The organism is Adlercreutzia rubneri, assembly GCF_009755265.1.
Classification (GTDB): domain Bacteria; phylum Actinomycetota; class Coriobacteriia; order Coriobacteriales; family Eggerthellaceae; genus Adlercreutzia; species Adlercreutzia rubneri.
Genome location: NZ_WPOO01000023.1, coordinates 1 through 23,980, shown reverse-complemented (window position 1 = coordinate 23,980; position 23,980 = coordinate 1). Strand labels below are relative to the sequence as shown.

The 23,980-nt window shown below is 64.4% G+C and carries 22 protein-coding genes and 1 pseudogene; 18 read left to right on the top strand and 5 right to left on the bottom strand.

Annotated elements, in window-relative coordinates:
* Positions 1-73 precede the first annotated feature (73 nt).
* Genes GO707_RS10585 through GO707_RS12795 form a run of 3 tightly spaced genes read left to right on the top strand, consistent with a single transcriptional unit; the run spans position 74 to position 2,618 of the window.
* A complete protein-coding gene (locus tag GO707_RS10585; protein WP_181872292.1) occupies positions 74-742 on the top strand; it encodes a DNA cytosine methyltransferase in 669 nt (222 codons plus the stop codon).
* Positions 733-1,278, top strand: a complete 546-nt coding sequence (locus GO707_RS10580; RefSeq protein ID WP_114518385.1) for a DNA N-6-adenine-methyltransferase — start codon at positions 733-735, stop codon at positions 1,276-1,278. Before GO707_RS10585 ends, GO707_RS10580 begins: the two co-directional genes overlap by 10 nt.
* Positions 1,275-2,618: a DNA cytosine methyltransferase gene (locus GO707_RS12795; protein WP_114518386.1), complete on the top strand. Its 1,344-nt coding sequence runs from the start codon at positions 1,275-1,277 to the stop codon at positions 2,616-2,618. The genes GO707_RS10580 and GO707_RS12795 overlap by 4 nt, the downstream gene beginning before the upstream one ends.
* Here GO707_RS12795 and GO707_RS10570 read toward each other — a convergent pair.
* Positions 2,581-3,501 carry a DUF4238 domain-containing protein gene (locus GO707_RS10570; RefSeq protein WP_223901145.1) on the bottom strand — a complete coding sequence of 307 codons (921 nt, stop codon included), beginning with the start codon at positions 3,499-3,501 and terminating at the stop codon, positions 2,581-2,583. The two genes, GO707_RS12795 and GO707_RS10570, sit on opposite strands and share 38 nt — an antisense overlap.
* Before the next feature lie 172 nt (positions 3,502-3,673).
* Positions 3,674-4,696, bottom strand: a complete 1,023-nt coding sequence (locus GO707_RS10565; RefSeq protein WP_114518387.1) for an Abi family protein — start codon at positions 4,694-4,696, stop codon at positions 3,674-3,676.
* A 138-nt stretch (positions 4,697-4,834) separates the two neighbouring features.
* Here GO707_RS10565 and GO707_RS10560 point away from each other — a divergent pair, with 138 nt between their 5' ends.
* The 11 genes from GO707_RS10560 to GO707_RS10510 all read left to right on the top strand — a co-directional run bounded on the left by GO707_RS10560 (position 4,835) and on the right by GO707_RS10510 (position 16,568).
* Positions 4,835-5,803 carry a toprim domain-containing protein gene (locus GO707_RS10560; RefSeq protein WP_114518388.1) on the top strand — a complete coding sequence of 323 codons (969 nt, stop codon included), beginning with the start codon at positions 4,835-4,837 and terminating at the stop codon, positions 5,801-5,803.
* A gap of 134 nt (positions 5,804-5,937) precedes the next feature.
* On the top strand, positions 5,938-6,267 hold the full coding sequence (locus GO707_RS10555; RefSeq protein ID WP_009305529.1) for a MobC family plasmid mobilization relaxosome protein: 330 nt from the start codon (positions 5,938-5,940) through the stop codon (positions 6,265-6,267).
* Between the two features lie 46 nt (positions 6,268-6,313).
* Positions 6,314-7,615: a relaxase/mobilization nuclease domain-containing protein gene (locus GO707_RS10550; RefSeq protein WP_335878790.1), complete on the top strand. Its 1,302-nt coding sequence runs from the start codon at positions 6,314-6,316 to the stop codon at positions 7,613-7,615.
* A complete protein-coding gene (locus GO707_RS10545; protein WP_114518389.1) occupies positions 7,590-8,315 on the top strand; it encodes a PcfB family protein in 726 nt (241 codons plus the stop codon). Before GO707_RS10550 ends, GO707_RS10545 begins: the two co-directional genes overlap by 26 nt.
* A 3-nt stretch (positions 8,316-8,318) precedes the next feature.
* Positions 8,319-9,185 carry an ArdC-like ssDNA-binding domain-containing protein gene (locus GO707_RS10540; RefSeq protein WP_114518390.1) on the top strand — a complete coding sequence of 289 codons (867 nt, stop codon included), beginning with the start codon at positions 8,319-8,321 and terminating at the stop codon, positions 9,183-9,185.
* Positions 9,182-11,002 carry a VirD4-like conjugal transfer protein, CD1115 family gene (locus tag GO707_RS10535; protein ID WP_009608917.1) on the top strand — a complete coding sequence of 607 codons (1,821 nt, stop codon included), beginning with the start codon at positions 9,182-9,184 and terminating at the stop codon, positions 11,000-11,002. Before GO707_RS10540 ends, GO707_RS10535 begins: the two co-directional genes overlap by 4 nt.
* Positions 10,986-11,318, top strand: coding sequence for a hypothetical protein (locus GO707_RS10530; RefSeq protein ID WP_009305525.1), 333 nt, complete (start codon positions 10,986-10,988; stop codon positions 11,316-11,318). The genes GO707_RS10535 and GO707_RS10530 overlap by 17 nt, the downstream gene beginning before the upstream one ends.
* A 34-nt stretch (positions 11,319-11,352) precedes the next feature.
* On the top strand, positions 11,353-12,192 hold the full coding sequence (locus GO707_RS10525) for a VirB6/TrbL-like conjugal transfer protein, CD1112 family (protein WP_114518391.1): 840 nt from the start codon (positions 11,353-11,355) through the stop codon (positions 12,190-12,192).
* Positions 12,193-12,295: 103 nt separating this feature from the next.
* The gene (locus tag GO707_RS10520) at positions 12,296-12,679 is read left to right on the top strand and encodes a PrgI family protein (RefSeq protein ID WP_009305523.1); all 384 of its coding nucleotides are present in this window, start codon (positions 12,296-12,298) and stop codon (positions 12,677-12,679) included.
* Entirely contained in the window at positions 12,660-14,969 is a 2,310-nt protein-coding gene (locus GO707_RS10515) for a VirB4-like conjugal transfer ATPase, CD1110 family (protein ID WP_114518392.1), read from the top strand. The genes GO707_RS10520 and GO707_RS10515 overlap by 20 nt, the downstream gene beginning before the upstream one ends.
* A 21-nt stretch (positions 14,970-14,990) precedes the next feature.
* A complete protein-coding gene (locus tag GO707_RS10510; RefSeq protein WP_114518393.1) occupies positions 14,991-16,568 on the top strand; it encodes a C40 family peptidase in 1,578 nt (525 codons plus the stop codon).
* Here the strand turns inward: GO707_RS10510 and GO707_RS10505 are convergent.
* Positions 16,565-17,059, bottom strand: coding sequence for a helix-turn-helix domain-containing protein (locus GO707_RS10505; RefSeq protein WP_175282520.1), 495 nt, complete (start codon positions 17,057-17,059; stop codon positions 16,565-16,567). The genes GO707_RS10510 and GO707_RS10505 overlap by 4 nt on opposite strands.
* Positions 17,060-17,654: 595 nt before the next feature.
* Here GO707_RS10505 and GO707_RS10500 point away from each other — a divergent pair.
* Genes GO707_RS10500 through GO707_RS10485 form a run of 4 tightly spaced genes read left to right on the top strand, consistent with a single transcriptional unit; the run spans position 17,655 to position 22,504 of the window.
* On the top strand, positions 17,655-19,232 hold the full coding sequence (locus GO707_RS10500) for an ABC transporter substrate-binding protein (RefSeq protein ID WP_009608954.1): 1,578 nt from the start codon (positions 17,655-17,657) through the stop codon (positions 19,230-19,232).
* Between the two features lie 17 nt (positions 19,233-19,249).
* Complete coding sequence (locus tag GO707_RS10495) at positions 19,250-20,227, top strand: ABC transporter permease (RefSeq protein WP_114518394.1); 978 nt, start codon at positions 19,250-19,252, stop codon at positions 20,225-20,227.
* Positions 20,211-21,026 carry an ABC transporter permease gene (locus GO707_RS10490; protein WP_114518395.1) on the top strand — a complete coding sequence of 272 codons (816 nt, stop codon included), beginning with the start codon at positions 20,211-20,213 and terminating at the stop codon, positions 21,024-21,026. The genes GO707_RS10495 and GO707_RS10490 overlap by 17 nt, the downstream gene beginning before the upstream one ends.
* Positions 21,023-22,504 (top strand): ABC transporter ATP-binding protein, encoded by a 1,482-nt coding sequence (locus GO707_RS10485; RefSeq protein ID WP_114518396.1) that lies wholly within the window; start codon positions 21,023-21,025, stop codon positions 22,502-22,504. The genes GO707_RS10490 and GO707_RS10485 overlap by 4 nt, the downstream gene beginning before the upstream one ends.
* A 9-nt stretch (positions 22,505-22,513) precedes the next feature.
* Here GO707_RS10485 and GO707_RS10480 read toward each other — a convergent pair whose 3' ends face one another.
* Together GO707_RS10480 and GO707_RS10475 are read right to left on the bottom strand one after the other, a co-directional pair.
* Positions 22,514-23,275 carry a thioesterase II family protein gene (locus tag GO707_RS10480; protein WP_227791252.1) on the bottom strand — a complete coding sequence of 254 codons (762 nt, stop codon included), beginning with the start codon at positions 23,273-23,275 and terminating at the stop codon, positions 22,514-22,516.
* 22 nt (positions 23,276-23,297) lie between these two features.
* Positions 23,298-23,980, bottom strand: a pseudogene (locus GO707_RS10475) (hypothetical protein); the annotation flags it as partial.

Here is a 23,980-nt window from a genome sequence, read left to right as displayed (position 1 = left end):
CAAACCGGAATCGGTCGATGGAGCGCCTTGGCGGCAACGCCGGGGCGTTCCTTTTCGCGAAGGGGGAATGTTTATGAAAGTGCTCGAACTGTTCAGCGGAACGCGCTCCATCGGCGAGGCGTTCGAAAAGCGGGGCCACGAGGTGTTCTCGGTGGAGTGGGACGAATCGCTGCCCGCCGACCTCCACGCCGACATCGAGTTCCTGAAAGCGCCGGACGTCCTGCGCGCATTCGGCCGGCCCGACGTGGTGTGGGCGTCGCCGGACTGCGCCACGTTCTCCATGGCGGGCATATCGCGCCACAGGCGCAAGAACGCCAACACCGGCAACCTGGACCCCGTGAGCGACTACGCGCTCAAATGCGACCGGGTGGATCTGGCGATGCTCCGCCTCATCCGCGATCTGAGGCCGGCGCTCTACTTCATAGAGAACCCGCGCGCGGGCCTGCGCAAGCAGGACATGATGGCGGTCATCCCCCGCCACACCGTCACCTACTGCCAATACGGCGCGAGGGCCATGAAGCCGACCGACATATTCACGAACGCCTCCGACCCGCGATTCCGCCCGCCGTGCCGCAACGGAGCGCCCTGCCACGAGTCGGCGCCGCGCGGGTCGAAGTCCGGCACGCAGGGCCTGGCGAACGCGCGCGAGCGCGGGCGCATCCCCGAGAGGCTGTGCCTGCACATCGTTGACGTGTGCGAGCGCGAGGTGCCCATCCGAAAGGCGGCGGGGCTATGCCGGTGAAAAGCGCGGCAGCAGCGCCGCCAGGCGGCTTCACCGGCGCCGGCGGGGCGGCCTTCTCGTCGGCGCGCGGCGACTGGGAGACCCCCGCGTGGCTGTTCTTGGCGCTCGATTCCGGGTTCCACTTCACCCTCGACGCGGCGAGCTCGGACGCCAACGCCAAATGCGAAAGGCACCTCACCAAACGAGACGACGGGCTCGCGGCCGACTGGGGCGGCGAGAGAGTGTGGGTGAATCCGCCCTACGGCCGGGGCGTCGGGGCATGGGCGCGCAAGGCGGCAATCGAGGGCGCCAAGCCGCGCACGACGGTCGCGCTGCTGGTGGCGGCGCGCACGGACACCGAGTGGTTCTACCGTTACATCCTCGGCCATGCAGAGATAAGGCTCGTTCGCGGCCGCATCAGGTTCGAGCTCGCCGGCGTCGCTCAGGGCCCCGCGCCCTTTCCGAGCATGGTCGCCGTGTTCGGGGAGGGCGCCGCCCCCGGCAAGGTGTCGTCAATAGCCAACGCCGCAGCGCGCGGCGGGAAGGGGGCTTCGTGAGGTACGTGAGCCTTTTCTCAGGCATCGAGGCGGCGAGCTGCGCGTGGGGGCCGCTCGGCTGGGAGGCGGTCGCCTTCAGCGAGATCGACCCGTTCTGCAACGCGGTTCTCGCTACTCGCTTCCCGAGCGTGCCCAACCTGGGAGATATATCGAAGGTCGAGTGGAAGGAGATGCGTGGCGAGATCGACGTTGTCATCGGCGGAAGCCCGTGCCAGAGCTTTTCCGTCGCCGGAAAGAGAACGGGGCTCAAAGGCGAGTCGGGCCTCATGCTCGAATTTATTCGAGCTGTATGTGAGGTCATGCCGAGATGCTTTGTCTGGGAGAACGTCCCGGGAGCGCTCTCGAGCGAGAACGGGGAGGCTTTCCGATGCCTGCTCCGGGCGATGGATGAGGTCGGGTACGGTCTGGCATGGAGAATTCTGGACGCGCAATTCTTCGGCTTGGCCCAGCGACGCGAGCGTGTCTTTCTTGTCGGAGTGCTTGGAAGCGCCGCCCGTGCCTGCGAGATACTATTTGAGCCCCACTGCATGCGCTGGGATCATCCGCCGGGCAAGGAGAAGAGGGCGCTCCTTGCCGCCGCAGCTGGAGGAGGCGCTCGAACGGCAGGCTTCAAGTACTCCGCCGCCCCCGCCAGCGGGTCGGTAGGCCACGCCGCCGAGCAATCGCCCACCCTCACGGCCGACTGGCACGCGCCCGCCGTCTACGGCATCGTTGGCAACTCCATAGGCCGAAAGCCTGAAAACGGGGGCAATGGCGCGGGCTTCTGCGACCCCGACGAGAAAGGCATGTACACCCTCACCGCCGCCGACCGCCACGCCGTGGCCCTGCCTGCGGGCGGGCCGCCGCGCGAGGCCCTGTGCCTCGCGTCCACCCATGCGAACGCGCACGTGGGCGACGGCCTGTGCGGGTGCCTCACGGCGAACGTCGCCAAGGGGCCGCCCATGGCGTGCCTTTCGGGGGACGCGGCCAACGCGGCGTGCGACGTGGACCTGGCGGGCACGCTGAAGGTGGGCGGCTCCCCGTCGTGCGTGGGCCCCGTCGCGGCGTTCGCCCAGAACACGCGCGACGAGGTGCGCTTCGTCGGCGGGTCGGGCAGCCACGTGGGCGCGCTCGCCGCGCATCCCGGCGTCAAGCAGGCGAGCCACGTCCTGCAGGGTCCGGCGGTCAGGCGGCTCACGCCGTTGGAGTGCGAGAGGCTGCAAGGCTTCCCGGACAACTGGACGAACGTGGAGTTCCGCGGCAAGCCGGCTCCGGACGGCCGCCGCTACAGAGCCCTCGGAAACGCCATGGCCGTCCCGGTCGTCAAATGGATCGGCGAGAGGGTGGAGAAGGCCGTTTAGCCTCGGCGAAAGAGCGGGCCTCTTCCAGGGTCCGCCTGTCCTTCGCTACGACGAAGCGGACGAAGTCCGCCTCGAAGTAGGCGGCGTTGAGCCTGACGACATCGCGCGCGCCGAGCAGCTCGCAACCTCCCATCCCCCGACGGGGGCCGGGGCCGTAGATGACGGCCGCATTCGGGCTGATAGGGCAGTACAGAGAGGAGAGGCGATCCCGCCCCCCTGTTTCCCGAACAACGGGGAGGACGGGGAAAGACGCGGTGGCGAACGAGGCGCACCCGGGCGCGCGCAGGACGATCCCCTCCATTTCGAGCAGCTCTCCTACGATGAGCCCTTGGTAGGACCCGTCGCCCGTATCTAGCAGCAGGCGGCGCGTGACGCCTTCCGCCGCCACCCCCTCGAACGCGCCCTCGTGCCCCAGAGCCCTCATAAGGTCGCGATACGGAGAGAGGTCTTCTTCCGAAGCCGACAACATAAGCTCATTCCGGAGGGGCTTGAACACGCTGGGATGGCGAGCAATCGCATTCGCCACAAAAGACGCGATGATTCTCGCGTCGTCATCGCCGACGCACGTGAACGGGGCGTTCGGCACGCACAGGGCCGCCACCCTTTTCAGGACGGGGGCAAAAGCGCTCTCCAGTTCGCAGAGGCCGTCCTCGGTGTAGTTCGGATAGACAAATTTCCCCTTGTACCAGTTGGGGTCGTTCGATAGGGATTCGTACAGGTACCTCTCCGCACAGAAATCGCCAACCGAGGGTGTAAATATTCCCCCCGACTCCTTATCTAGCGCGAACACCGTGTCGCCGCTCCCGCAAAACCCACGCAAGTAGAACTTCGGAACGTAATGCTGCTTCTTCTTTTTCGGCCCTTTTGTGTTCATGGAAGTCACCGCCAAACCGAGCTCCGCCGTCGGGCAAACGAGGGCGATCTGCCGGACGTCGGTTCGGAAGACGCAGTTGAAGCGACGTGAGAGCCAACCAAGCCCAAAAAACTAGAGCCAATCCCAGCGGGATTGGCCCATACAAAACCCGAAGGTTTTTGAATCTGAGGTTATGGTGCCATCAGCCGAGCGCCTTGTCAATGAGATTCGCCAGAAACCTCAGGTACGACACGAACCCGTTCTGGACGCCGTAGCTCTCGCACGTGCCGAGAAGACTCGCGCGCAGCCCTTCCAGCAGCGCCGTCGAACGGGGACAGATCGCCGGCCCTCCCAATCGGTCGAACATCACGAGCGTCTCGAGGAGCTGCTGCATACGACGGTTCCTTAACTTGGCGCGGCGCGTCTTGCTGTTGCCGACGCCTTTCTCGGCGAGCCAATCGTAGACCAGGCTGGAAAGCGCGTAATCGCACTCGTTGGAGCCGTCCATCCCGTTGACTATGCAGCTGCCGTGGGAACAGCAGTTCCTCACGGCCTTCACGCCCTTGAGGATGTAGTGCTCCTCCCGCATGACGGCGTCGTCCCATCGCTCGGAGCAGAACAGGCAGAAGGCCAGCGCCGTTCCGAACGTGACCACCTCCAAAAACGCCCATACGGGCATCGCGTCTCGGTAATGGCCGATGATGCGCCCGGTGTAAACGTCGCCGACGATGCCGGCGGACATGCGCGAGGAGAGATCCCGCTCGATGTAGCTGCGGTATCTCCTCTGTTGCGCCCTCATGAAATCGGCGACTATGCCGTAGCCGTCCTCGTCGTCGAGCCTGGAGGCGCGCGTCACCATGGAGGTCTTGGCCAGCCGCTCCACGTCTTGCGAGACAGCTAGGAACGCCTTGCGGAGCTCGTCGTCGAGCGCATCGAGAGCCAGCAGGTCGGCGAAGTCAAGCCTCACGTACTTCCCCCGGTCGTCGCCGGACGCGTGCTTCTGGAACAGCCTGCGGCATGACGCGAGGTGCACGAAGGTTCCCCGGCGGGCCAAAGCGTCCGCGGCTTGCTCCTCGCCGCATCGCTCGAACGAGACGCCTTTCGCCTTCAGAAGCGCAACCTGCTCCTCCGGGTTCAGCATCGGCTTGAGCCCCGTCACCTCGTGCGCGCCCTCCCCGATGCTCCATGCAGTGTATGTTTCACTCGGATTCACCATGCCCGCCATTCTACCCCTTTCAGTGTCTCTTGGGCACGCCGCGTTCCGCGCATCTCGAATCGGCATGGCGAAGCGAAGGCGAATGGGGGCACGCCGCGCCGCTCCGGCGGCCACAGGCAAATCCGAAGACAAGAAAAGGACGAAAACATGCCATACGTCGACCCTGAAATCATCGCTGAAGTGAAGCGGGTTGACCTGCTTACTTACCTGCAAGAGCGCGAACCCGACGAGCTAGTGCGCATTTCGCCCGGCGTCTACTGCACGAAGGAACACGACAGCCTTAAGATCTCCAACGGCAAGTGGTTCTGGTGGAGCCGGGGTCTCGGCGGCAGGAGCGCGCTCGACTTCCTCGTCAAAGTGCGCGACATGGCCTTCCTCGACGCCGTGGAGCATCTGCGGGCCGACCGCCCTGCCGTTGCGAGAGCATCCCCGCCCGCGCATGCCGCCCCACCGGCGAGCGCGCCGCGCCCGGCGTTTCGCCTCCCACGCCGGTGCGCCGACGACGATGCGATGCGGTACCTCGAATCGCGCGGCATCTCGCGCAGCCTGCTGAAGGGCCTCGTGGATGCCGGAGACGTCTACGGCACCATGCGCGGCGGGGTCGCGTGCGCGGTGTTCGTCGGCAGGGACCGCACGGGCGTTCCGAGGTACGCGGCCTTGCGCTCGTGCGAGGGAGGCTTCAAGGGCGAGGCTCCCAGATCCGACAAGCGCTTCGCGTTCTCCCTGCAAAGCGTCCGAAACAACGGCGTGCTCCATGTTTTCGAGAGCGCCATAGACGCGCTTTCCTACGCGACCATCCTCGAGCACGAGGGCAAGCAGACGGCCAGCTTGGGGATGCTGTCCCTCGGCGGGGTGTCGGTCCCCCATGCGCGCAACGGAGCCCCGAAGCTGCCGCTCGCCCTCGCGCAGCATCTTGACGACCGCCCATACATCGCCTCGTTGGCCTTGCATCTCGACAACGACGAGGCGGGCAGGCGGGCCGCCCGCGAGATCGCGCGCGCAGCCGCTTCTCGCGGCGTGGCGGCGTCGATGGAGCCTCCCCCGGAGGGTAAGGACGTGAATGAGTTCCTCTTGGCCCGCCGCTCCAGAGGCCGAGCGCCCGACAGGGGAAGGTGATCTTTCTTTCGGCGGGTTGCGAAGTCCGCCGCCGAGGCGGCGGAAAACCGTCGCGTACCAGCAAGCAACGCCGAGCGCTGGCGCTCGGCAGACGCAGGGGGCACCCCCTGCAACCCCGCGAAGGGAGGCGGCGAATGGAAAGGCGCACGCGCAAGGCCACGGTGAGGCTCACGGAGGAAGAGCTGGCGCGGCTCAAAGAGGCGGCGCGCAGGGCGGGCTGGTCGCAGGAGGCGTACCTGCGCGCGCTCATAGGGGGCATCGACCCGAGGCCGAAGCCGCCGCCCGACTACCTGGCGATGACCCGCGAGCTGCACGCCATCGGGAACAACCTCAACCAGATCGCGCGCAAGGCCCACGCCCTCGGCACCGTGGACGCCGCCCGCTACGACGCCGAGGCGCGAAGGCTCGAAGCCGCGCTCCGCGAGATCGTGGCGGCGGTCAAAGAGCCGGGAAGGAGGCGATGAGGTGGCCGTCACGTCGATTTGGAAGGTCGAAGGGCGCCTGGCGCGCGTGCTCGGGTACGCCGGGAACCCGGACAAGGCCGAAGGCTCGCCCGACGAGTGGGAGCTCCAGGGCGTGGGCGCCGCCATCCTCTACGCCGCCGACCCCGGCAAGACCGAGCGGCAGCTGTACGTGACCGGCGTCAACTGCCTGCCCGCCACGGCGCTGGAAGAGATGAACGCGACCAAGCGCCAATACGGCAAGACGGGCGGCATCGTGGCCTTCCACGGATACCAGGCGTTCGCGCCCGGCGAGACCGACCCCGCCACGGCCCACGAGGTGGGCGTCGCCCTCGCCCAAGAGCTGTGGGGCGGCCGCTTCGAGGTTGTGGTGGCCACCCATCTGGACAAGGCCCACCTCCACAACCACTTCGTGGTCAACTCTGTGTCCTTCGCCGACGGCAGGCGCTTCCACCGAGACGCCGCCTGCTACCGCGCGATGCGCGAAGCGTCCGACGAACTGTGCCGGGAGCATGGTCTTTCGGTGGTGGAGAGCCCCGGGCGCGGCGGCGCGCGCCACCACGCCGAATGGCGCGCCGAGCGCGAGGGGCGCCCCACGTGGCGCTCGCTCGTGAAGGCCGACGTGGACGAGGCCGTAGGGCGTGCGGCGAGCATGCGCCAGTTCCACGCGAACCTGCGCGCGATGGGCTACGACGTGAAGGTGGGCAAGGACATATCGGTGCGCCCGCCCGGCAAGGAGCGTTTCGTGCGCCTGCGCCGCAATTTCGGGGACGCGTACTCGCAGGAGGGCATCGGCGCGCGCATCCTCGCCAACAGCCGCCAGCGCCTGCCCCTCGGCAGGCCGAGGCCCGCTCCCAAGGAGCGCCCGCCCGTGCCGAAGGGCACGCTCGTGAGCCTGTACCGCAGGTACATGGCGCTGCTCAACGGCGCGAAGAGGCAGAGGGCGCCAGGCGGGCGGGCGCATTTCCTGCTGCGCGAGGATCTGCGCGAACTCGAAGCCATATCGGGGGAGCTCGCGCTGCTCGCGCGCGAGGGGATAGAGACGCGATCCCAGCTGGCGGCATACGAAAGAGCCTTGGCCGACAAGTCCGAGGCGCTGCAGGCCGAACGCCGCGCGCTGCGCAACGAGGCGAGGCGCTCCAAGGCGGCGGGATCCCCCGCGCCCCCAAACCCCCGCATCGCCGAGATAGCGTCGGAGCTGCGGGGCGCAAGGCGCGAGGCGCGCGCCTGCGCGCGCATCCGGGCAAGAAGCGCCGAGCTGCCGGCCCGCATCGCGCAGATCGAGGGCGCCGAAGCGAACAGAGAGGAAAGGCAGGTGGAAGGTCATGGACGCATCGAGCGAGGCTGCTGAGCAGATCGTGAGGATGACGCTCGAGGGAACCGAGGTGGCGCTGCGCATCACGGGCGCCGGCGCGAAGAACGCGGCCGCCATGCTGCTGGCGGCCGCGGCGAGCAACGAGAAAACCAAGGGCAGGGCGCGGCTTTCGGCGATGCTCAAATCGGGCCGTGAGCTGCGCGTGTTCCCCATCCGCTTTGACGATCTGAAAGGGTTCGCGAAGGAGGCCCGACGCTACGGCATCGCATACGCCGTCGTGAAGCAGAAGGACGGCGAATCCGTCGATCTTCTGGTGCGGGCCGAGGACGCGAGCAAGGTGAACCGCATCGCGGAGAGGCTCGGCCTGTGCCGCATGAGAGACGACGCCCGCGAAGCGCCCGAGCCGCGCGAGGGGAATCGGCACGATGGGCGCGCGCACGCCGCGCAGGCGCCGCGCGCACCCGAACAAGCTGCGGCGCTCCTCGATGATTTGCTGGCATCGCCGGGCGACAGCGACGCCTCCCCTTTAGCGCAAGCCCCGGCGGAAAGCCGTCCGTCAGGGCCTACATCCGCGAGAAAACGGCTCTCAGAAAAGGATGGTGAGGCAGCGCGCAAGCGCTGCGGCAGGCTGTCCGTGCGCGCGGAGATGCGCGCCATATCGGCGGCACGCGAAATGAGCGGCGAAGCGCATGCGACTCGCAAGCCCATGGCGCGCGCCCTGGAGAAAGGAAGGTAGAGCATGCAAGATATCTACCGGATGATGGAAGAACGCAGTAGCCGGGAATTCGCGCCGGAAGGCGAGTTCGACAAGCAAGCGTGGGCGGAGCGGAAGCAGAGCGAGCGCCAAGAGGCATTCGACCGCGCCGACGCCGCCGCGCTGCGCGCGAATTCGGATCCAGCGGCGCTGGAGACGTACATGCGGGTGGCGGCGCAGCTGCCCCACCATTCCGCCACGAACATCCTGCTCATAGCCGACCGCATGCCGAACGCGACGCGCGTCGGCACGGCTGAGCATTGGCGCAGGCAGGGAGCGTCGGTGAGGCGCGGGCAGAAGGCGATCCCCATCATCGAACCCGTCAAGGAGTACGTGCGCGACGACGGCAGCATCGGCGTCTTGTACGACGTGCGCAAGGTGTTCGACGTGTCGCAGACCACCGCGCGGCCATGCCTGCCGCGCAGAGTGGACCCTCACGCCGCGCTCGCGGCGCTGGTCGCTCGCTCGCCGACGAGAATAGAGCCGGTTGACGACCTCGGCGTCGTCCCCGCCGAGTACGATCACGCCTCGGGGGCCATACGGGTGCAGCGAGGGCTCGATGAGCCGCAGCTGCTCTCGGCGCTGATAGTCGAGGCGGCGCATGCCAGCATGGCGCTCGGCCTCGATGCCTACGACAGGGAGACGCACGCCGCGAAGGCCGACCTCGCGGCGGGCATAGCCGCCCGCCGCCTGGGACTCGAATGTTCGGGAGCCGTCGCCGCGCCCGCGCCACTGGAAGCGAGCGCGCGCGAGGTGAGGGACGCCTTGGGCGAGATCGGCAAGGCCGCGCGCGACGTGTCGGAGCGCATGGCCCCGCCCGAAAGGCGGCGCGACAGGTCGGAGGGCAGATGAGGCCCCCGACGGCTGGCGAGGCGGCAGCCGCCGCGCTCGCCGCGCCGCTGGCGGCGTGGGCGGGGTTCGTCGCCGCCCCCGCCTTGGACGGCGGGGGGTCGCTCGCCTCGCTCATCGCGGCGTTCTCGGATCCCTTTTCGACGAAGCCCACGGCGGGCGGCGCGCGATGGGCGCTGCTGTTCCTGGTCCTGTATGCCGCCTGCGCGGCGGCGTGGCTGCTCACCCGGCGCAACCTGCGCCCCGGCGAGGAGCACGGCAGCGCCCGGTGGGGTGACGCCCGCCGCATCTGCCACCGCTACCGGGGGCGCGACCCCGCAGGCGACAAGCTGCTCACGCGCAATTTTCGCATGAGCTACGACACCCACGCCCACAGGCGCTCGATGAACACGCTCGTGGTGGGCGGCTCGGGCGCAGGCAAGACGCGCGGGTTCAGCCTGCCCAACGCCTGCCAGGCCAACACATCGATGGTGGTGCTCGACCCGAAGGGCGAGATCGTGCGCGCCGTGGGCGGGCTGCTCGAATCGAGGGGCTACGAGGTGCGCGTGCTCGACCTCGTGCGCATGGAGAGGTCCCACTGCTACAACCCGCTTTCCTACATCGAGTCGGACGCGGACGCGCAGCGGCTCAACACCAACCTGTTCAAGGCGACGACTCCCAAGGGCGCGCAGAGCCAGGATCCTTTCTGGGACACGGCCGCCGGGATGCTGCACCTGGCGCTTCTGCTTTACCTCGTGCACGAGGCACCGCCCGAGGAGCGCAACTACGCCACCCTCATGGAGATGCTGCGCGCCGGCGAGGTGCGCGAGGACGACGACGATTACGCCTCGGTGCTCGACGAGCTGTTCGACCGGCTGGAGATGAGGGACCCTGGCCACATCGCGCTCAAATACTACCGCAGCTACCGCTCCGGCTCGGCCAAGACGCTCAAATCCATCCAGGTGACGCTCGCCTCCAGGCTGGAGAAGTTCAACCTCGACGCCCTGGCGTCGCTCACCGCCACAGACGAGCTCGACCTGCCGTCGCTCGGGGAGCGCAAGGTGGCCCTGTTCGCAGTCATACCCGACAACGACACCAGCTTCAACTTCCTGGTGTCCGTCCTCTACACGCAGCTGTTCCAGCAGCTTTTCGCGCTCGCGGACGGAAAACACGGCGGGCAGCTGCCCGTGCACGTGCACTTCCTCATGGACGAGTTCGCCAACGTGAGCTTACCCAATGATTTTGAGAAGATACTCTCCACCATGCGCGGGCGCGGGGTGTCCGCGTCGATCATCATCCAGAACATGGCGCAGCTGCGGGCGCTGTTCGACAAGCAGTGGGAGTCCATCGTCGGCAACTGCGACGAGTTTTTGTACCTGGGCGGCAACGAGCAATCCACCCACAAGTACGTCAGCGAGCTTCTGGGCAAGGAGACCATCGACCTCGACACGCACGGCAGGACCACCGGGAGGGGCGGCAGCTGGTCCACCAACCAGCAGATCTCGGGGCGCGAGCTCATGACGCCCGACGAGGTGCGCATGCTCGACAACTCCCGCGCGCTGCTCTTCGTGCGCGGCGAGCGCCCCATCATCGACTTAAAGCTCGACATAGCGCGGCATCCCGCCGCGCGGCTCACCCCCGAGGGCGGCGCGCCGCCCTACGAGCACGGCGCCTGCCCGCTGGCAAGCGCCGCCGTGGCGCCCTACGAAGGCGTTGCCCCCGCGAGCGCGCAGGCCGCGCCTGCGGGCTGCGTCGTGCTCGACGGGGAGGAGGCCGAGGCAGCGCTCGCGGCGGAGGCGGCGGGCGGGAAAGGAGAACCAACGCATGAGAAAGACCACTGAGGGGAAGAAGGCCCGCCCCGCAGCCCGCGCGCGGCTCATGGCGGCAATCGCCGTCTGCGCCGCTTCGGCCTTGGCGCTGGAGCCGCCTGCCGCGTTCGCGGCGACCGACCCGATAGCGGCGGTGGACAACCTCTCCACGTTCATCTTCGGGCTCATCAGGAGCGTCGGGCTCATCCTGCTCGGCTTCGGCGTGGTGCAGGTGGGCATGTCGCTCAAGAGCCACGACCCGTCCCAGCGCGCCAACGGCTTTTTGACCCTGGCGGGCGGCGTGGTCATCACGTTCGCGAAGGAAATCTTGGACATCATCGTCGGATAGGCCCGTCGCGCGGGCCCCGAAAGGAGGCGGGCCGTTGGATTCGGACAACTGGGTGGTCAGCAACCTCCAGGGAGCGCTCGACACGTGGAACGAGAAGATGGGCGAGATCGTGGGGTTGCTCACGGCGTCGCCCGCCGACTTCCGGGGCGGCGGGATATGGGACGCGGTGCTCTCCATCCACGGCGCCGTGCAGGCGGTGGCGCTCGCGCTCCTCGTGCTGTTCTTCCTGTCGGGCCTCGTGAAGACCTGCGGCTCGTTCGCCGAGGCCAAGCGCCCGGAGGTGGTGTTGAAGCTGTTCGTGCGGTTCGTGCTGGCGCACGCCGCCGTCGTCTACGGGCTTGAGCTCATGATGGCGTTCCTCGACGTGGTGCAGGGGCTCATCGGCGACATGATGGACACCGTGGGCTTCGCGTCGGCCGCGCCCGCCGCGCTGCCCGGCGAGATGGTGGAGGCCATCGAGGACGTGGGCTTCCTCGACGCCATACCCCTGTGGGCGGTGACGTTGCTCGGCGGGCTGCTCGTCACGGTGCTCTCGTTCATCATGATACTGGCGGTGTACGGCAGGTTCTTCAAGATATACATGTACACCGCGCTCGCGCCCATACCCCTGTCCACCTTCGCGGGCGAGCCGAGCCAGTCGGTGGGCAAGGCGTTCCTCAAAAGCTACGGGGCCGTGTGCCTCGAGGGCGCGGTCATCCTGCTCGCATGCGTCATATTCTCGCTGTTCGCATCGGCGCCGCCGGTGGTGGACGCCGAGGCTCCCGTGGTCACGCAGGTGTGGTCGTACGTGGGAGAGCTCGCCTTCAACATGCTGGTGCTCACGGGCATGGTCAAGATGGCCGACCGCGTGGTGCGCGAGATGATGGGGCTTTGACGCCCCTCCCCTTTCCCGAAACAACCGAACGAACACATTGCCCGCGCCGCGCGCGGGGCGCTTTACGCGCCCGCTTCGCCGCGCAGGCAGAGAGGAGCAAGAAGTGGAAGTGAAGGTCAACCGAGAGATACGCGAGTATACCGAGGGGGTGTTCTTCGGCATGTCGCTTCGGCAGTGCGTCTTCGCGCTGCTCGCCTGCGTCGCCGCCGTGGGGCTCTACTTCGGGCTGTCGCCCTTCCTGAGACTGGACGAGCTCTCCTGGGCGTGCATCGCGGGAGCGGCCCCGTTCGCCGCGCTGGGGTTCGTCACCTGGCACGGCATGGCGGTCGAACGCGCGGCGTGGGCGTGGGCCAAATACGCGCTTTTGACCCCCAAGGAACTGCCCGCGCGCCCGCAGAACCTGTACTACGAGGCCGTCTGCACGCCGCATCGCGCGAAGGGCATCCGCCGCGAGAAAGGAGGGCATCATGGCCGCACTCGCAGCTAGGCGGCGCAAAGGCGGCACGCGGTTCGTCCCGCCGAAAACCGCCGAGGACGCCGTGCCCGTGCGCCGCATCTGGCCCGACGGCGTGTGCCTCACCGACGACGGCGAGTACGCGAAGACCTGGCGCGTGAGCGACGTGAACTACGCGGCGGCGTCAAAGGAGGATAAGGAGGCCATGTTCCTGGGCTACTCGGACCTGCTCAACTCTTTCGACTCCGACGCGCGGGCCAAGGTCACCGTGGCGGTGCGCAGGCTCGACGCCGAAGCCCTCGGGCGGCGCATCCTCATACCGCCCAAGGGCGACGGGCTCGACCGCTACCGCGAGGAGTACAACGCCATGCTCATGGAGAAGGCCACGGGGGCGAATTCCATGGTGCGCGAGATATACCTTACCATCGCCGTGGGAGGGAGAAGCATCCAGGAGGTCCGCTCCTACTTCAACCGCGCGTCGGCGGAGACGGCCGCGCACCTCGCGCGCCTCGGGGCGCACTGCGAGGAGCTCGACGCAGAGGGCAAGCTGCGGCTTCTGAGGGGCTTCTACCGGGGCGGCGCCGACGACCTGCCCATCGACGTGCGCGCCTCGATGCGCCGGGGGCACTCGTTCAAGGACGCCGTTGCGCCCGAGGGCGCGGGCATTGAGGCCGACCGCCTGCGGGTGGGCGGCCGCTGGGCGCGCGCCCTGTACCTGACCGACTACGCGTCCTACATCAAGGACGGCTTTCTGGCCGAGCTTACCGACGCGAGGCGCGCGATGGCGCTTTCCATAGACGTCGTCCCCGTGCCCACTGACGAGGCGGTGCGCGAGGTGGAGCGGCGACTGCTCGGTGTGGAGACGAACATCACCAACTGGACGCGCCGGCAGAACGCCAACATGAACTATAACGTGGCCGTGCCCTACGACATGGAGCAGCAGCGCAAGGAGAGCCGCGAGTTCCTGGACGACCTCATGTCGCGCGACCAGCGCATGATGCTCGCCACGGTGACGCTCGTCCACTTTGCCGACACGCCTGAGGAGCTCGACGCCGACACCGAGGCGCTGCTCTCGTGCGCGCGCAAGCACCTGTGCCGCCTCTCGGTCCTGCGCTTCCAGCAGCTCGACGGGCTGTCAACCGCGCTGCCCATAGGCGTGCGTCGCATCGAGGCGATGCGCACGCTCACCACCGAGAGCCTCGCCGTGCTCATGCCGTTCCGCGTGCAGGAGATCATGGAGGAGGGCGGCATGTACTTCGGCGAGAACGCCATATCGCGCAACCTCATCCTGTGCGACAAGTCGCGGCTCCTGAACCCCAACGCGTTCGTGCTGGGCGTGCCGGGCTCGGGCAAGAGCTTCTCGACCAAGGAGCTCATAGCTATGCTTGCGCTCTCGACCGACGACGACATAGTGATATGCGACCCCGAGCGCGAGTACGCCTCGCTCGCCGAGGCACTGGGCGGCGAGGTGGTGCGCATCGCGGCGGGCAGCCCCCACCACATCAACGCCATGGACATGGTGGAGGGCTACGGCGAGGGAGGCAACCCCGTGGCCGACAAGAGCGAGTTCGTGCTGTCACTGTTCGAGCAGCTCGACCGCCGGGGACTGGGGCCGCAGGCCAAGTCGGTCGTGGACCGCTGCACCTCGGCGGTGTACGCCGACTACCTGCGCGGCGGCGAGGCGCCCACGCTCGCCCACCTGCGCGACAAACTGCTCGCCCAGCCCGAGCCGCAGGCGCGCGACCTGGCGCTTTCGCTGGAGCTGTTCACCTCGGGCACGCTGGACGCGTTCGCCCACCCAACCAACGTGGACACCCGCAACAGACTCCTCGTCTACGACATCATGGACCTCGGCCGTCAGCTCAAGACCATGGGGCTGCTCGTCATCACCGACGCGATGCTCAACCGAGTGACGGACAACTGGCGCGCGGGCAGGCGCACGCACATCTTCATAGACGAGTTCCACGTGGTGTTCGAGAACGAGTACTCCGGCGCGTTCTTCAACAGCGCGTGGCGCCGCTTCCGCAAGCGCAACGCCTATCCCACGGCCATCACGCAGAACGTGGAGTACCTGCTCGATTCGGTCTTAGCCTCCACGATGCTCTCCAACTCCGAGCTCATCGTCATGCTCAATCAGGCGGCCGCCGACCGCGGGAAGCTTGGCGAGCTCCTCAACATCAGCCGCGAGCAAATGGGCTACATCACGAACGCCGAGGCGGGCTGCGGCCTCCTGCGCTACGGCGGCGCCATCGTGCCGTTCGCCAACCACTTCCCGAGGGGCACCGAACTCTACCGTCTCATGACCACGAAGCCCGGGGAGTGACGAAGCAGAAAGGAGGCCGCCTTGCCGAGCGACATCAAGGAGCGCGTCGTCGCCAGGAACGTGAAGACCCTCGACCGCGCGGCGCTTCTCCAAAAGGCGGCGCGGCCCGCAGCGCTGCGCGTCGGCGAAACGGCGAAGGCGGCAAACCCCGCACACACACGCGAACGAAGGGGCGATGAAGCCGAAGGCGGCTGGGCGGCGGCGCGCGGCGAATCGGAGCGAACGGCGCACGAGGGCTTCGCGGCCACAGCGAACGGTGCGCGGGTCGCCCGCGCAATCCGGCGGCGCAATGTCCCCAAGGAACGCGCGCGCACGACCTTCCCGTCCGCAGAGCGCGGCGAACGTCGCACGCCGAGGGGTTGCGCGGCATCCTGCGGGCCAAGCCGCGAAGCATTGAGTCCTTCGCCGAGAACGCCCCGGTCGGCGAATGCGCGCGCCCGAGATGCCATGCGCGCGAGGGCACAGGCGGCGTCGCGCGCACGCGCGGCCTGGACGTCTCGCAAGGCCGCGGCGAAGGGCGCGAACGCCGCCGCGCGGCGGGCGGCAAACAGCGCGGGCCGTTTCGCGCGCATGGCCGCGCTCCAGGCGCGGGCGGCAGCAGCGGCGCTCGCCGGCCTCGGCTCGTCCGCAGCTGCGGTGGTCGTGGTGGCGTGCCTCGCGGCATTCATCGCCACCTCGGCGTTCGGCATCTTCCTCATGGGCGGCGATATGGGCGACGGAAACCCCTCGCTCCGCGAGGTGATGGCGGAGATAGACGCCGAGCACGCCGCCAAGGTGGAGGAGGCCAAGGCGTCGGCGGAGTGCGACGAGGCTTCGGTTTCGGGCAGCAAGAACCCGTGGAAGGAAACCCTCGCCGTGTTCGCGGTCAAGCTGGCGGCGGATGCCGACAACCCGCTCGACGTGCTGACGCTCGACGCCGCGCGGCAGGATGCGCTGCGCGCCGTGTTCTGGGACATGAACTCCATCGAGGTCAAAATCGAAGAAGCCGAGCCGAGCGGTTCCGACGGTGAAGGCACCCCGCCCGCCAAGATGCTGTGCGTCGTTCTTTCAGCCAAGACCCCGGAGCAGATGGCGTCGGCTTACGGGTTCGACGCGGGACAGCTCGAAACGCTGCGCGAGCTTCTGGACGAGCGCTACGACGCCGCATGGCGGGCAGTGCTCCACGGAACCGCGGGCGGCGGCGTCGACATCGTGGAAGTCGCCGCGAGCCAGCTGGGCAACGTAGGCGGCCGGTCGTACTGGTCGTGGTACGGGTTCGAGAACCGCGTGGAATGGTGCGCGTGCTTCGTGAGCTGGTGCGCGAACGAGTGCGGATACATCGATTCGGGCGAGATGCCCAAGTTCTCCTACTGTCCCACGGGCGTGCAGTGGTTCAAGGCCGCAGGCCGCTGGCTGCCGGGAGGCAGCGCGCCGGCACCCGGGGATATCGCGTTCTTCGACTGGGATGGCGACGGCGTCTCAGACCACGTGGGCATCGTGGAATCGTGCGACGGCTCAACCGTGCACACTATCGAAGGCAATTCGGACGATGCGTGCAGGAGAAGCGCCTACGGCGTCGGAAGCCCTTTCATTATGGGGTATGGGGCGTGCTCTTTCTAAGAAATCTCTATCCATCTTGCCAATAAAGGCAGCTCCAAATGACGCAAAACATCGTTGCACTCGTAGATGGTTAGGCTGTCGTTCATGGACAGCAACTCTCTGTATGCCTCATGAAGCTTACACCCTCCAAGGTAATAACCCGCCGCATTGAAAAGATTCTCGGATTCTTCCAAAGAGAGTCCGAGGCCTACGCAAAATTGCATCACTGTTTCTGGTTTAGGACGATCTGCAAGTTGACCATATTTGATTCGCTCGTAAGTTTTCTCCGACAGCAAAGTACGTCTGCAGAACTCGCTTTTTGAAATGCCAAGCTTCAAGACGTACTTCGCAGAAAGCAGAGAAAATGGTGCTGTCTCTCTTTCTGACCCGCTGCTATCGTGTTCGATTGACGCTGGAGTGCCATAAGCTTTCCCCATCGTCTTCTTGAAGAGGCGGTCTCTTAGTCGATAGCAACACTCCGTTACTTTTTGAGTAATGGCATCCTCCTTCACGGCTGGGCACCTACCTCGGTTGGCGCTGCCAGCGCAATAAGCCCTGGGGGATTTAGTCTTCAAGGTCGAACTCCCTCAAGCCAACCTCCTTTTGGCGCCTGCGTTGTTTTGCTCTCAAACCGAATTGCTCCCGGGATACATGCTTTTCACTGTCTCCATCAGAAAAAGAAGAGGGCGTAATCGCAAGCTATTTGCAAAGCGTGCCTTTCTAACCACATGGCTAAAAAATCTTTGCCACCTGCAAGCAAAAAAGCGCGTGCAGGGAGCTAGTGGGCTGGAGAGACCGATTTGATTCTGAGGATATCAGGAGACCCCCTTCGTCGCTTCAAATACACTTCTCTACTACTCGCTTACGACATATTGCCGAGCCGGGTATCAAACCAGTTTTTCTGTTAATCAAACTAAAACTGATTTGTAAAACACGGCTTTAAAAGAACGGTTGTGCAGGTTTCAATCGAAAGCCACCAACAAAAAAGTTAGACATAGAAACCTTTTATCCTTATAATGTCCTTGTTCTAATTGGACAGTGTCTATCTAAATATAAAGGAATAGATGCTGATGTACGGGATGATATGAAAAAATGATTGGAGCGGATATGTCACAAGATGAAACAATGCTGGGGAAAGGGGTTCTTTCTCGCCGTGACTGCGTGAAGCTGATGGGAGGCTTCGCCATCGCCATGGGCACGGGGTCGCTGCTTGCTGGCTGCTCGTCGGGCACCAGTGATTCCGGCGAGGGCGCTTCTCAGTCGGATGAGACGCCCAAGACGTTGCGGGTTGCCATGATGGGCAGCTCGACGGACACGTTGGATCCAGCCACCTTCAGCACGCTTCTTCCGTTGGCGATTGCGCTCAACGTGTACGACTCGCTTATCCTCCTGCGCAACGGCGTGGTGGAGAACTCGCTTGCCGAAAGCATCGAACCCAACGAGGATGCGAGCGCTTGGACCGTCACCCTTAAGGACGGTGTGAAGTATCATGACGGCGAGACCGTCACGGCTGAAGATGCGCTCTACAGCCTCCAGTACGCCGGCACCTCACCCATGTACTCGTCGTTCTACGCGAACGTCGATTGGGAGGGCAGCTCGGTTGTGGACGAGCGCACGTTCACGCTCCAGCTTCTCTCGCCGCAAGCCACCTTCTGGGACGAGGTCGTTTCCGCCGTCACCTTCGTGTTCCCGGCGGGCAGCGCCGGTGACGATTTCTCTGGCGACATCGGCAGCGGGCCCTTCAAGCTCGTTTCCTTCTCTCCCGACACTGGAGCCGTGCTTGAGAAGAACGCCGATTACTGGGGAGGCGCTCCGGCCATCGACACGGTTGAGATCGTCCCCATCACCGATCCCGAGACGAGGTACACGGCGCTCACGAGCGGCGAGGTCGACTTCGCCCACCAAATCTCGACGACGAACGCGGCCACGCTCGAAGGCCAGTCCGGCTTCAACGTTTTGAACGGCGGCATCGAGAATTCGAGTTCTTTCCGCTTCTGCCTCAACGCGTCCGCCGCGCCTTTCGATGATCCCGAGGTACGCGAGGCCCTCAAGCTTATCGTCGACCGCCAGACCATGAACGACACCATCTTCCGCTCTGCGGGTGTGGTTGGCAATGATGTGCTTGGCCAGGGTATGCCGGGCTACAATGATTCCCTCGAGCAGCGTGCTTACGACTTCGACACCGCCAAGAAGGTGCTCGAAGAAAAGGGCGTGACCGAGCTCGAGATCACGACCGCCGAAACCACCACCGGCGTCAACGATTCTGCAGAGATGCTCAAAGCCCAGCTGGAGAAGGCGGGCATCACGGTGTCGGTGAAGGAGATCGATCCGACGACGCTGTTCTCCGACATGAACAACATCTACGGAGCGCAGATTTTCGCAACCTATCTCATCAATCGCCCGTATATCGCTTCGGCCGTCATGTACACCGGTGGCAGCTCGCCGTACAACTTCAGCCAGTGGAAGGATGACGAGTACGATTCCCTCTTGGCCCAAGCAACCTCGGCAGTGGATGAGGCCGACCGGGCGGAACTCCTCAACCAAGCACAGGAGCGTCTCTGGGCCGAGGGCGGCGATATCGTTTGGGGATACTGCGCCGATCTGAGCGGGCAGGTAGATGGCCTCGACGGCATAGACATCACGCTCTCGGTGCCCCTGTTCGCCAAGGCAACCCTCTCCGCTTAGCGAATCGGACGAAGGGCATGTCACCGAACGCCAACCGTACGGGAGGGCACCGCGCACTGCGGATACTCTCCCGTATTCTCCTCTTCGCGATCTCGCTGATCTTCACGTGTCTGCTCGTGTTCCTCGCCCTTGAGGCTCTGCCCGGCGATGCCGCCACGCAGCGTCTCGGATTACAGGCGACTCCCGAGCGTGTGGCCGAGCTCACGCAGCAATACGGCCTCGACAAGCCGGTACTCTATCGTTTCGTTCTCTGGTGCGCTCATGCGCTGCAGGGCGACTTCGGAACCGTTCTTGCGTCGGGATTGCCCGTAGCCGACGCTATGGTCGGCCCTCTTGCGCGAACTGGAGTGATTTTTGCGATCTCGCTTGTTTTGGTGATTGTGGTCGGCACGGCTGGTGGCATTTTCGCGGGTCTTCATGGCGGCAAGGCGGCAGACAAGATTGTGAGTACGCTTGCGCTTGCTGTTGTGGGAACACCCGAGTTCGTTGTCGGATTCTTTCTCATCTTGGTATTCGCGACGCAGCTCGGGTGGTTTCCCGCCGTATCGCTTCTTCCCGTTGGGAGCGGCTCGATGTTCGACAAGCCCATCATCATGGTGCTCCCCATCGTCGCCATATCCCTCATCGGGGCTTGCACTCTTGTGCGTCCGGTGCGCGCCGTGGTCGAGCGGGAGAACCAAACGCTTCATGTCGAATCGGCCCGACTTTCTGGTCTGCCGGAAAGAAGGGTGATCGTCAAAAACCTCTTGCCCGGAATCATTGCCCCCGTTGCGCAGTCGGCGGCTTCGGTCGTACCTTATCTTATTGGCGGCACGGTCATCATTGAATCCCTTTTCAGCTTTCCCGGCTTGGGTACGCTCCTTGTCAACGCCGTGCTGAACCGCGAGCCCGATTTGCTCATGGCTTGCTCGGCGGTTGTCATAGCGGTGTCGCTTGCGGCTTTCTGGATTGCCGACGGGTTGGGAAGGGGGCGGTCCCGTGAGATCGAAGCATAGTGTTAGCGAGAAGCTGCTCTCTTGGCCCGATTTTGTGCTTCTCGTCTTCTTCGTCGCGTTTCTCGCTCTTGCGCTCGCCGGATCGCTTTCCCCGACAGACGGGACAAGCACCGTGGGGGCCGCGTTCATGCCTCCGAGCGCCGAGCATCCTTTGGGCACCGACGGGCTTGGCCGCGATGTTTTGGCGCGCCTCATGCATGGCGGCGCGCACCTTATCGCCGTTGCCGCTGTTTCCACCGCCGTCGCCGCTGCCGTGGGCGTGGCTCTCGGGTTCGCCGTGAGCGCGAAGGGCAGGTTCGCCGATGTGTTATCGTACCTGCTCGATCTGCTGCTGGTCATTCCTTCGATACTCGTGGTCATGGTTCTTGTGTTCGGGCTTGGTTCGGGAGTGGGGACGATGATCGTGGTGACCACGGCGGTGTCGGCACCCTACATAGCCCGGTACACGCGCTCGCTCGTTCGTCCCGTGGCCGCATCGCCTTATGTGACGGCGGCGCGTCTTTCCGGCGATTCGGCGGCGAAGACGGCTGTGCGCGAGGTGCTTCCGAACTTGGCGGTTCCCTTGGCAACCACGGTGGGCATGAGGTTCATCAACTCCGTCTATCTTGTTGCGACGGCCGCTTTTCTCGGGTTCGACCCCCTCGGAACGGGCTCCGACTGGGGAACCATGATACAGACGGGCGTCACGGGCATCAGCCTGAACCCGTGGGCCGCGCTTGCTCCCACTATCGCGATTGCCTGCATCACCATATCGGGCAATCTTCTGCTTGATCGAATAGGGAAAAGGAGCAACCTGTGACGAACGGATCGGACGCGATTGTCGAGATAGCGGGCCTTTCGATTGCAACTCTCGGGGGTAAACGCGTTATCGACGATCTGTCGATAGAGATTTTGGCCGGAGAAAACCGCGCTCTCGTCGGAGAATCGGGGTCGGGCAAAACCACGCTCGCCCTCGCGCTCATGGGACGCATCCGCAGCGGCCTCGTCCACGAGACCGGAACGATCTTCGTCGACGGGGCGGACGTGCTTTCTCTCAAAGGCTCATCGCTGAGGCGCTACCGGGCGGAAACGGTATCGTGGCTGTCGCAGGACCCCGCTCTCTCGCTCACGCCCCACATGACGGTGCGCGCGCTGCTGTCAGAATCCGTCCCGATGGACGACGAGGACGCGCTCGGCTTGCTTGGCAGGGTGGGCCTCTCGGGCGTCAAAGGGCTGCTCGACCGGAAGCCGCGCTCGCTTTCCGGAGGGCAGCGTCGACGTGTGGCCATCGCCAAGGCCATCGCGTCGAAACCTCGCGTGCTTATACTCGACGAGCCCACTGCCGGCCTCGACGGAGCCACCGCCGATGAGGTCGTGGCCACCATCAAGGGAATCTGCGCCGAATCGGGAATGAGCGTCGTCGCCATCACCCACGACCTTGATGTGGCCGGCAAGTTCGCCGAATCCGTCACCGTCCTCAAAGAGGGCTGCGTTCTCGAAACGGTTTCGCATTCCGAGCTGATGAACAACCCTGGAACCGATTACGCCCGCAAACTCGTTGACGCCCAGCGGCTTGAACGGCGTCCTGGCGATGAAATGGATTCATCCGCCGGTGCCCCTGTGTTTTCAGCATCAAGCTTCGATGTCGTGACGCCCGACGGCAAGGTTGCAACGAGGAATGCCGCGTTTTCGATCAATCATGGCCGGGGGCTTTCCCTTTTCGGGCCTTCGGGGTCGGGCAAGAGTACGATTGTCAGGGCCATCACGGGAGAGCGCCCTGCGGAAAGAGGTTCTGTGGCGCTCGATTTGGGCGATGGGGGTATGCATGTTCTCGCGCCCTCGTTCAAGGATCGGTCGCAAACCGAGCTTGCCGCCGTGCAGATGGTGCCACAGGATCCTGCGACAAGCCTCAATCCCGCGCTTTGCGTGGACACCCAGCTTTCTCGCGCCGTCAGGCGGGTGCATCCTCGCTGGTCGAGAAAAGAGGTGAAGGAGCGGGTTTCGGAGCTTTTGGCCTTGGTGCGTTTGCCCGATGAGATCAAACACCAGTATCCCCGCTCGCTTTCGGGTGGACAGGCCCAGCGCGTCGCCATCGCCCGGGCTCTCGCCCATGAGCCCAAGGTGCTTGTTTGCGACGAATCGACCTCCGCTCTCGACCCCACCACCCAAAAGGACATCCTCGATACGTTGAACCAGCTGAAACGAGACGAGGGTTTGGCGCTTGTCGTTGTCACCCATGCGGAAAGAGTGGCGCGCTACACCTGCGAGGAGGAAATCGCCGTGCCTTTCGAGGGTTAGTGTGGCGATCTAGACGCTGGATTGTCTGTTGTTGTGCAGCGTTTCGACTAGAGCAGTGGCGACTTGGGAAACATCGTCCATGAAGTAAAAATGCCCTCCTTGGAAATGCCTCATCTCGAAGAAGCCTGTCGTAACGTTTGCCCAATCCCTCATTTCATTCTCCAGAGCTTCCGGATCGTCCTTCCCTAAGAAAGCCGTAATGGGACAGTCGATGCCCATCTCATAATTTTCTGTAGGAACGTACTCTTCTATCAGCTTGTAGTCGTTCCGAATGATCGGCAAAAATATATCGCAGAGTTCGTCTATCTCGAGCACCTCGGGAGATATTCCGCCTACGCGAAGCAATTCTTCCCTAAATTCGGCATCGTCATAGAGGTGGACGTGGGCCTCTCTGATGCTCGAAGGAGCTTCTCGGCTTGATACTATCAAATGCGAAGGGCCATGCAGTTTATCCAGCGCTGCGATTCGAGCTGCTTCATGGGCAAGGGAGGCCCCCATGCTGTGTCCGAAATAGGCAAAAGGTCGATCTTCAAAATATGCGGACGCTGCTTTGGCGATTCCCTCTGCTACAAACGAGAAATCGTCTACGAGAGGCTCCGATATTCTATTTTCATGACCTGGATAGCAAATAGCGTAGACAGGAAGTTTCCTGCGAATCTCGCGTGCGACAGATCTGAATGCATTGGGTCCTCCGCCCGCATGGGGCACAAATACCAAAGCTGTTCCTCTCGCTTGCTCTTTCTGATTGAGATCGACTATCCAATTGTTCACGCTTGTCCTCCTAGGAGCGAGCCTACAAAACGTCTGCAAGAAAAAGCCAGCCAGTCACGAGTACCTGCTGAACAAGCGCAAGGCAAGTCATGGGAGCGCCAAGCTTCATTACGGTCTTTTCGCCGTACCCAGCAAGCTCCATGCCAGAGGCAATCGGTGCCTGATGCATCGAAAGAAAAAACTGGCTGGCAATCATTTGGTATGCGATCAGAACAGCGCCCGCATCGCTTACGCCCAATCCCGCTACATCGCCGAATGATATCAGTATGGGAAAAATAACGACAGCGGTGGCCAACACTGATCCTATCAAAGTATGGATGGCCAATGATATTGCTGATATAAAAATGACGGTTGACAGAATATCGCTTGGTAAAGAAGCTGGGAGCGCCGTATCGGCAATCCACTGGCTCATACCTGTGGCTTCGCCTACAGATCCGATCGACAACGCACAGGTGAGGAATACAAGAGTTCCCACGGGAACGTCTGCAAAAGCTTTTGCGTCAAGTACTCCGATTCGAGGTAGGAACATAAGCGATGTGAGAAGCATAGTTCCCCACGCTATACCTATTCCCATGAAAGTGAGTAGTAACCTCTCGCGGTACCATCGATCACCTGGCTTGGTACCGGCGATCAGCAAAAGGCGGTACCGCGAGTAGGCTGTCTCGGTACCGCTAATCAGCGCGCCTCTTCTTGGCGAAGTACTCT

What these genes read in the sequence shown, in the direction of transcription:
- GO707_RS10585 (WP_181872292.1), top strand. Translation starts at nt 74, where the DNA reads ATGAAAGTGCTCGAACTGTTCAGCGGAACGCGCTCCATCGGCGAGGCG.
- GO707_RS10580 (WP_114518385.1), top strand. Translation starts at nt 733, where the DNA reads ATGCCGGTGAAAAGCGCGGCAGCAGCGCCGCCAGGCGGCTTCACCGGC.
- GO707_RS10565 (WP_114518387.1), bottom strand. Translation starts at nt 4,696, where the DNA reads ATGGCGGGCATGGTGAATCCGAGTGAAACATACACTGCATGGAGCATC.
- GO707_RS10560 (WP_114518388.1), top strand. Translation starts at nt 4,835, where the DNA reads ATGCCATACGTCGACCCTGAAATCATCGCTGAAGTGAAGCGGGTTGAC.
- GO707_RS10555 (WP_009305529.1), top strand. Translation starts at nt 5,938, where the DNA reads ATGGAAAGGCGCACGCGCAAGGCCACGGTGAGGCTCACGGAGGAAGAG.
- GO707_RS10545 (WP_114518389.1), top strand. Translation starts at nt 7,590, where the DNA reads ATGGACGCATCGAGCGAGGCTGCTGAGCAGATCGTGAGGATGACGCTC.
- GO707_RS10540 (WP_114518390.1), top strand. Translation starts at nt 8,319, where the DNA reads ATGCAAGATATCTACCGGATGATGGAAGAACGCAGTAGCCGGGAATTC.
- GO707_RS10535 (WP_009608917.1), top strand. Translation starts at nt 9,182, where the DNA reads ATGAGGCCCCCGACGGCTGGCGAGGCGGCAGCCGCCGCGCTCGCCGCG.
- GO707_RS10530 (WP_009305525.1), top strand. Translation starts at nt 10,986, where the DNA reads ATGAGAAAGACCACTGAGGGGAAGAAGGCCCGCCCCGCAGCCCGCGCG.
- GO707_RS10515 (WP_114518392.1), top strand. Translation starts at nt 12,660, where the DNA reads ATGGCCGCACTCGCAGCTAGGCGGCGCAAAGGCGGCACGCGGTTCGTC.
- GO707_RS10500 (WP_009608954.1), top strand. Translation starts at nt 17,655, where the DNA reads ATGTCACAAGATGAAACAATGCTGGGGAAAGGGGTTCTTTCTCGCCGT.
- GO707_RS10495 (WP_114518394.1), top strand. Translation starts at nt 19,250, where the DNA reads ATGTCACCGAACGCCAACCGTACGGGAGGGCACCGCGCACTGCGGATA.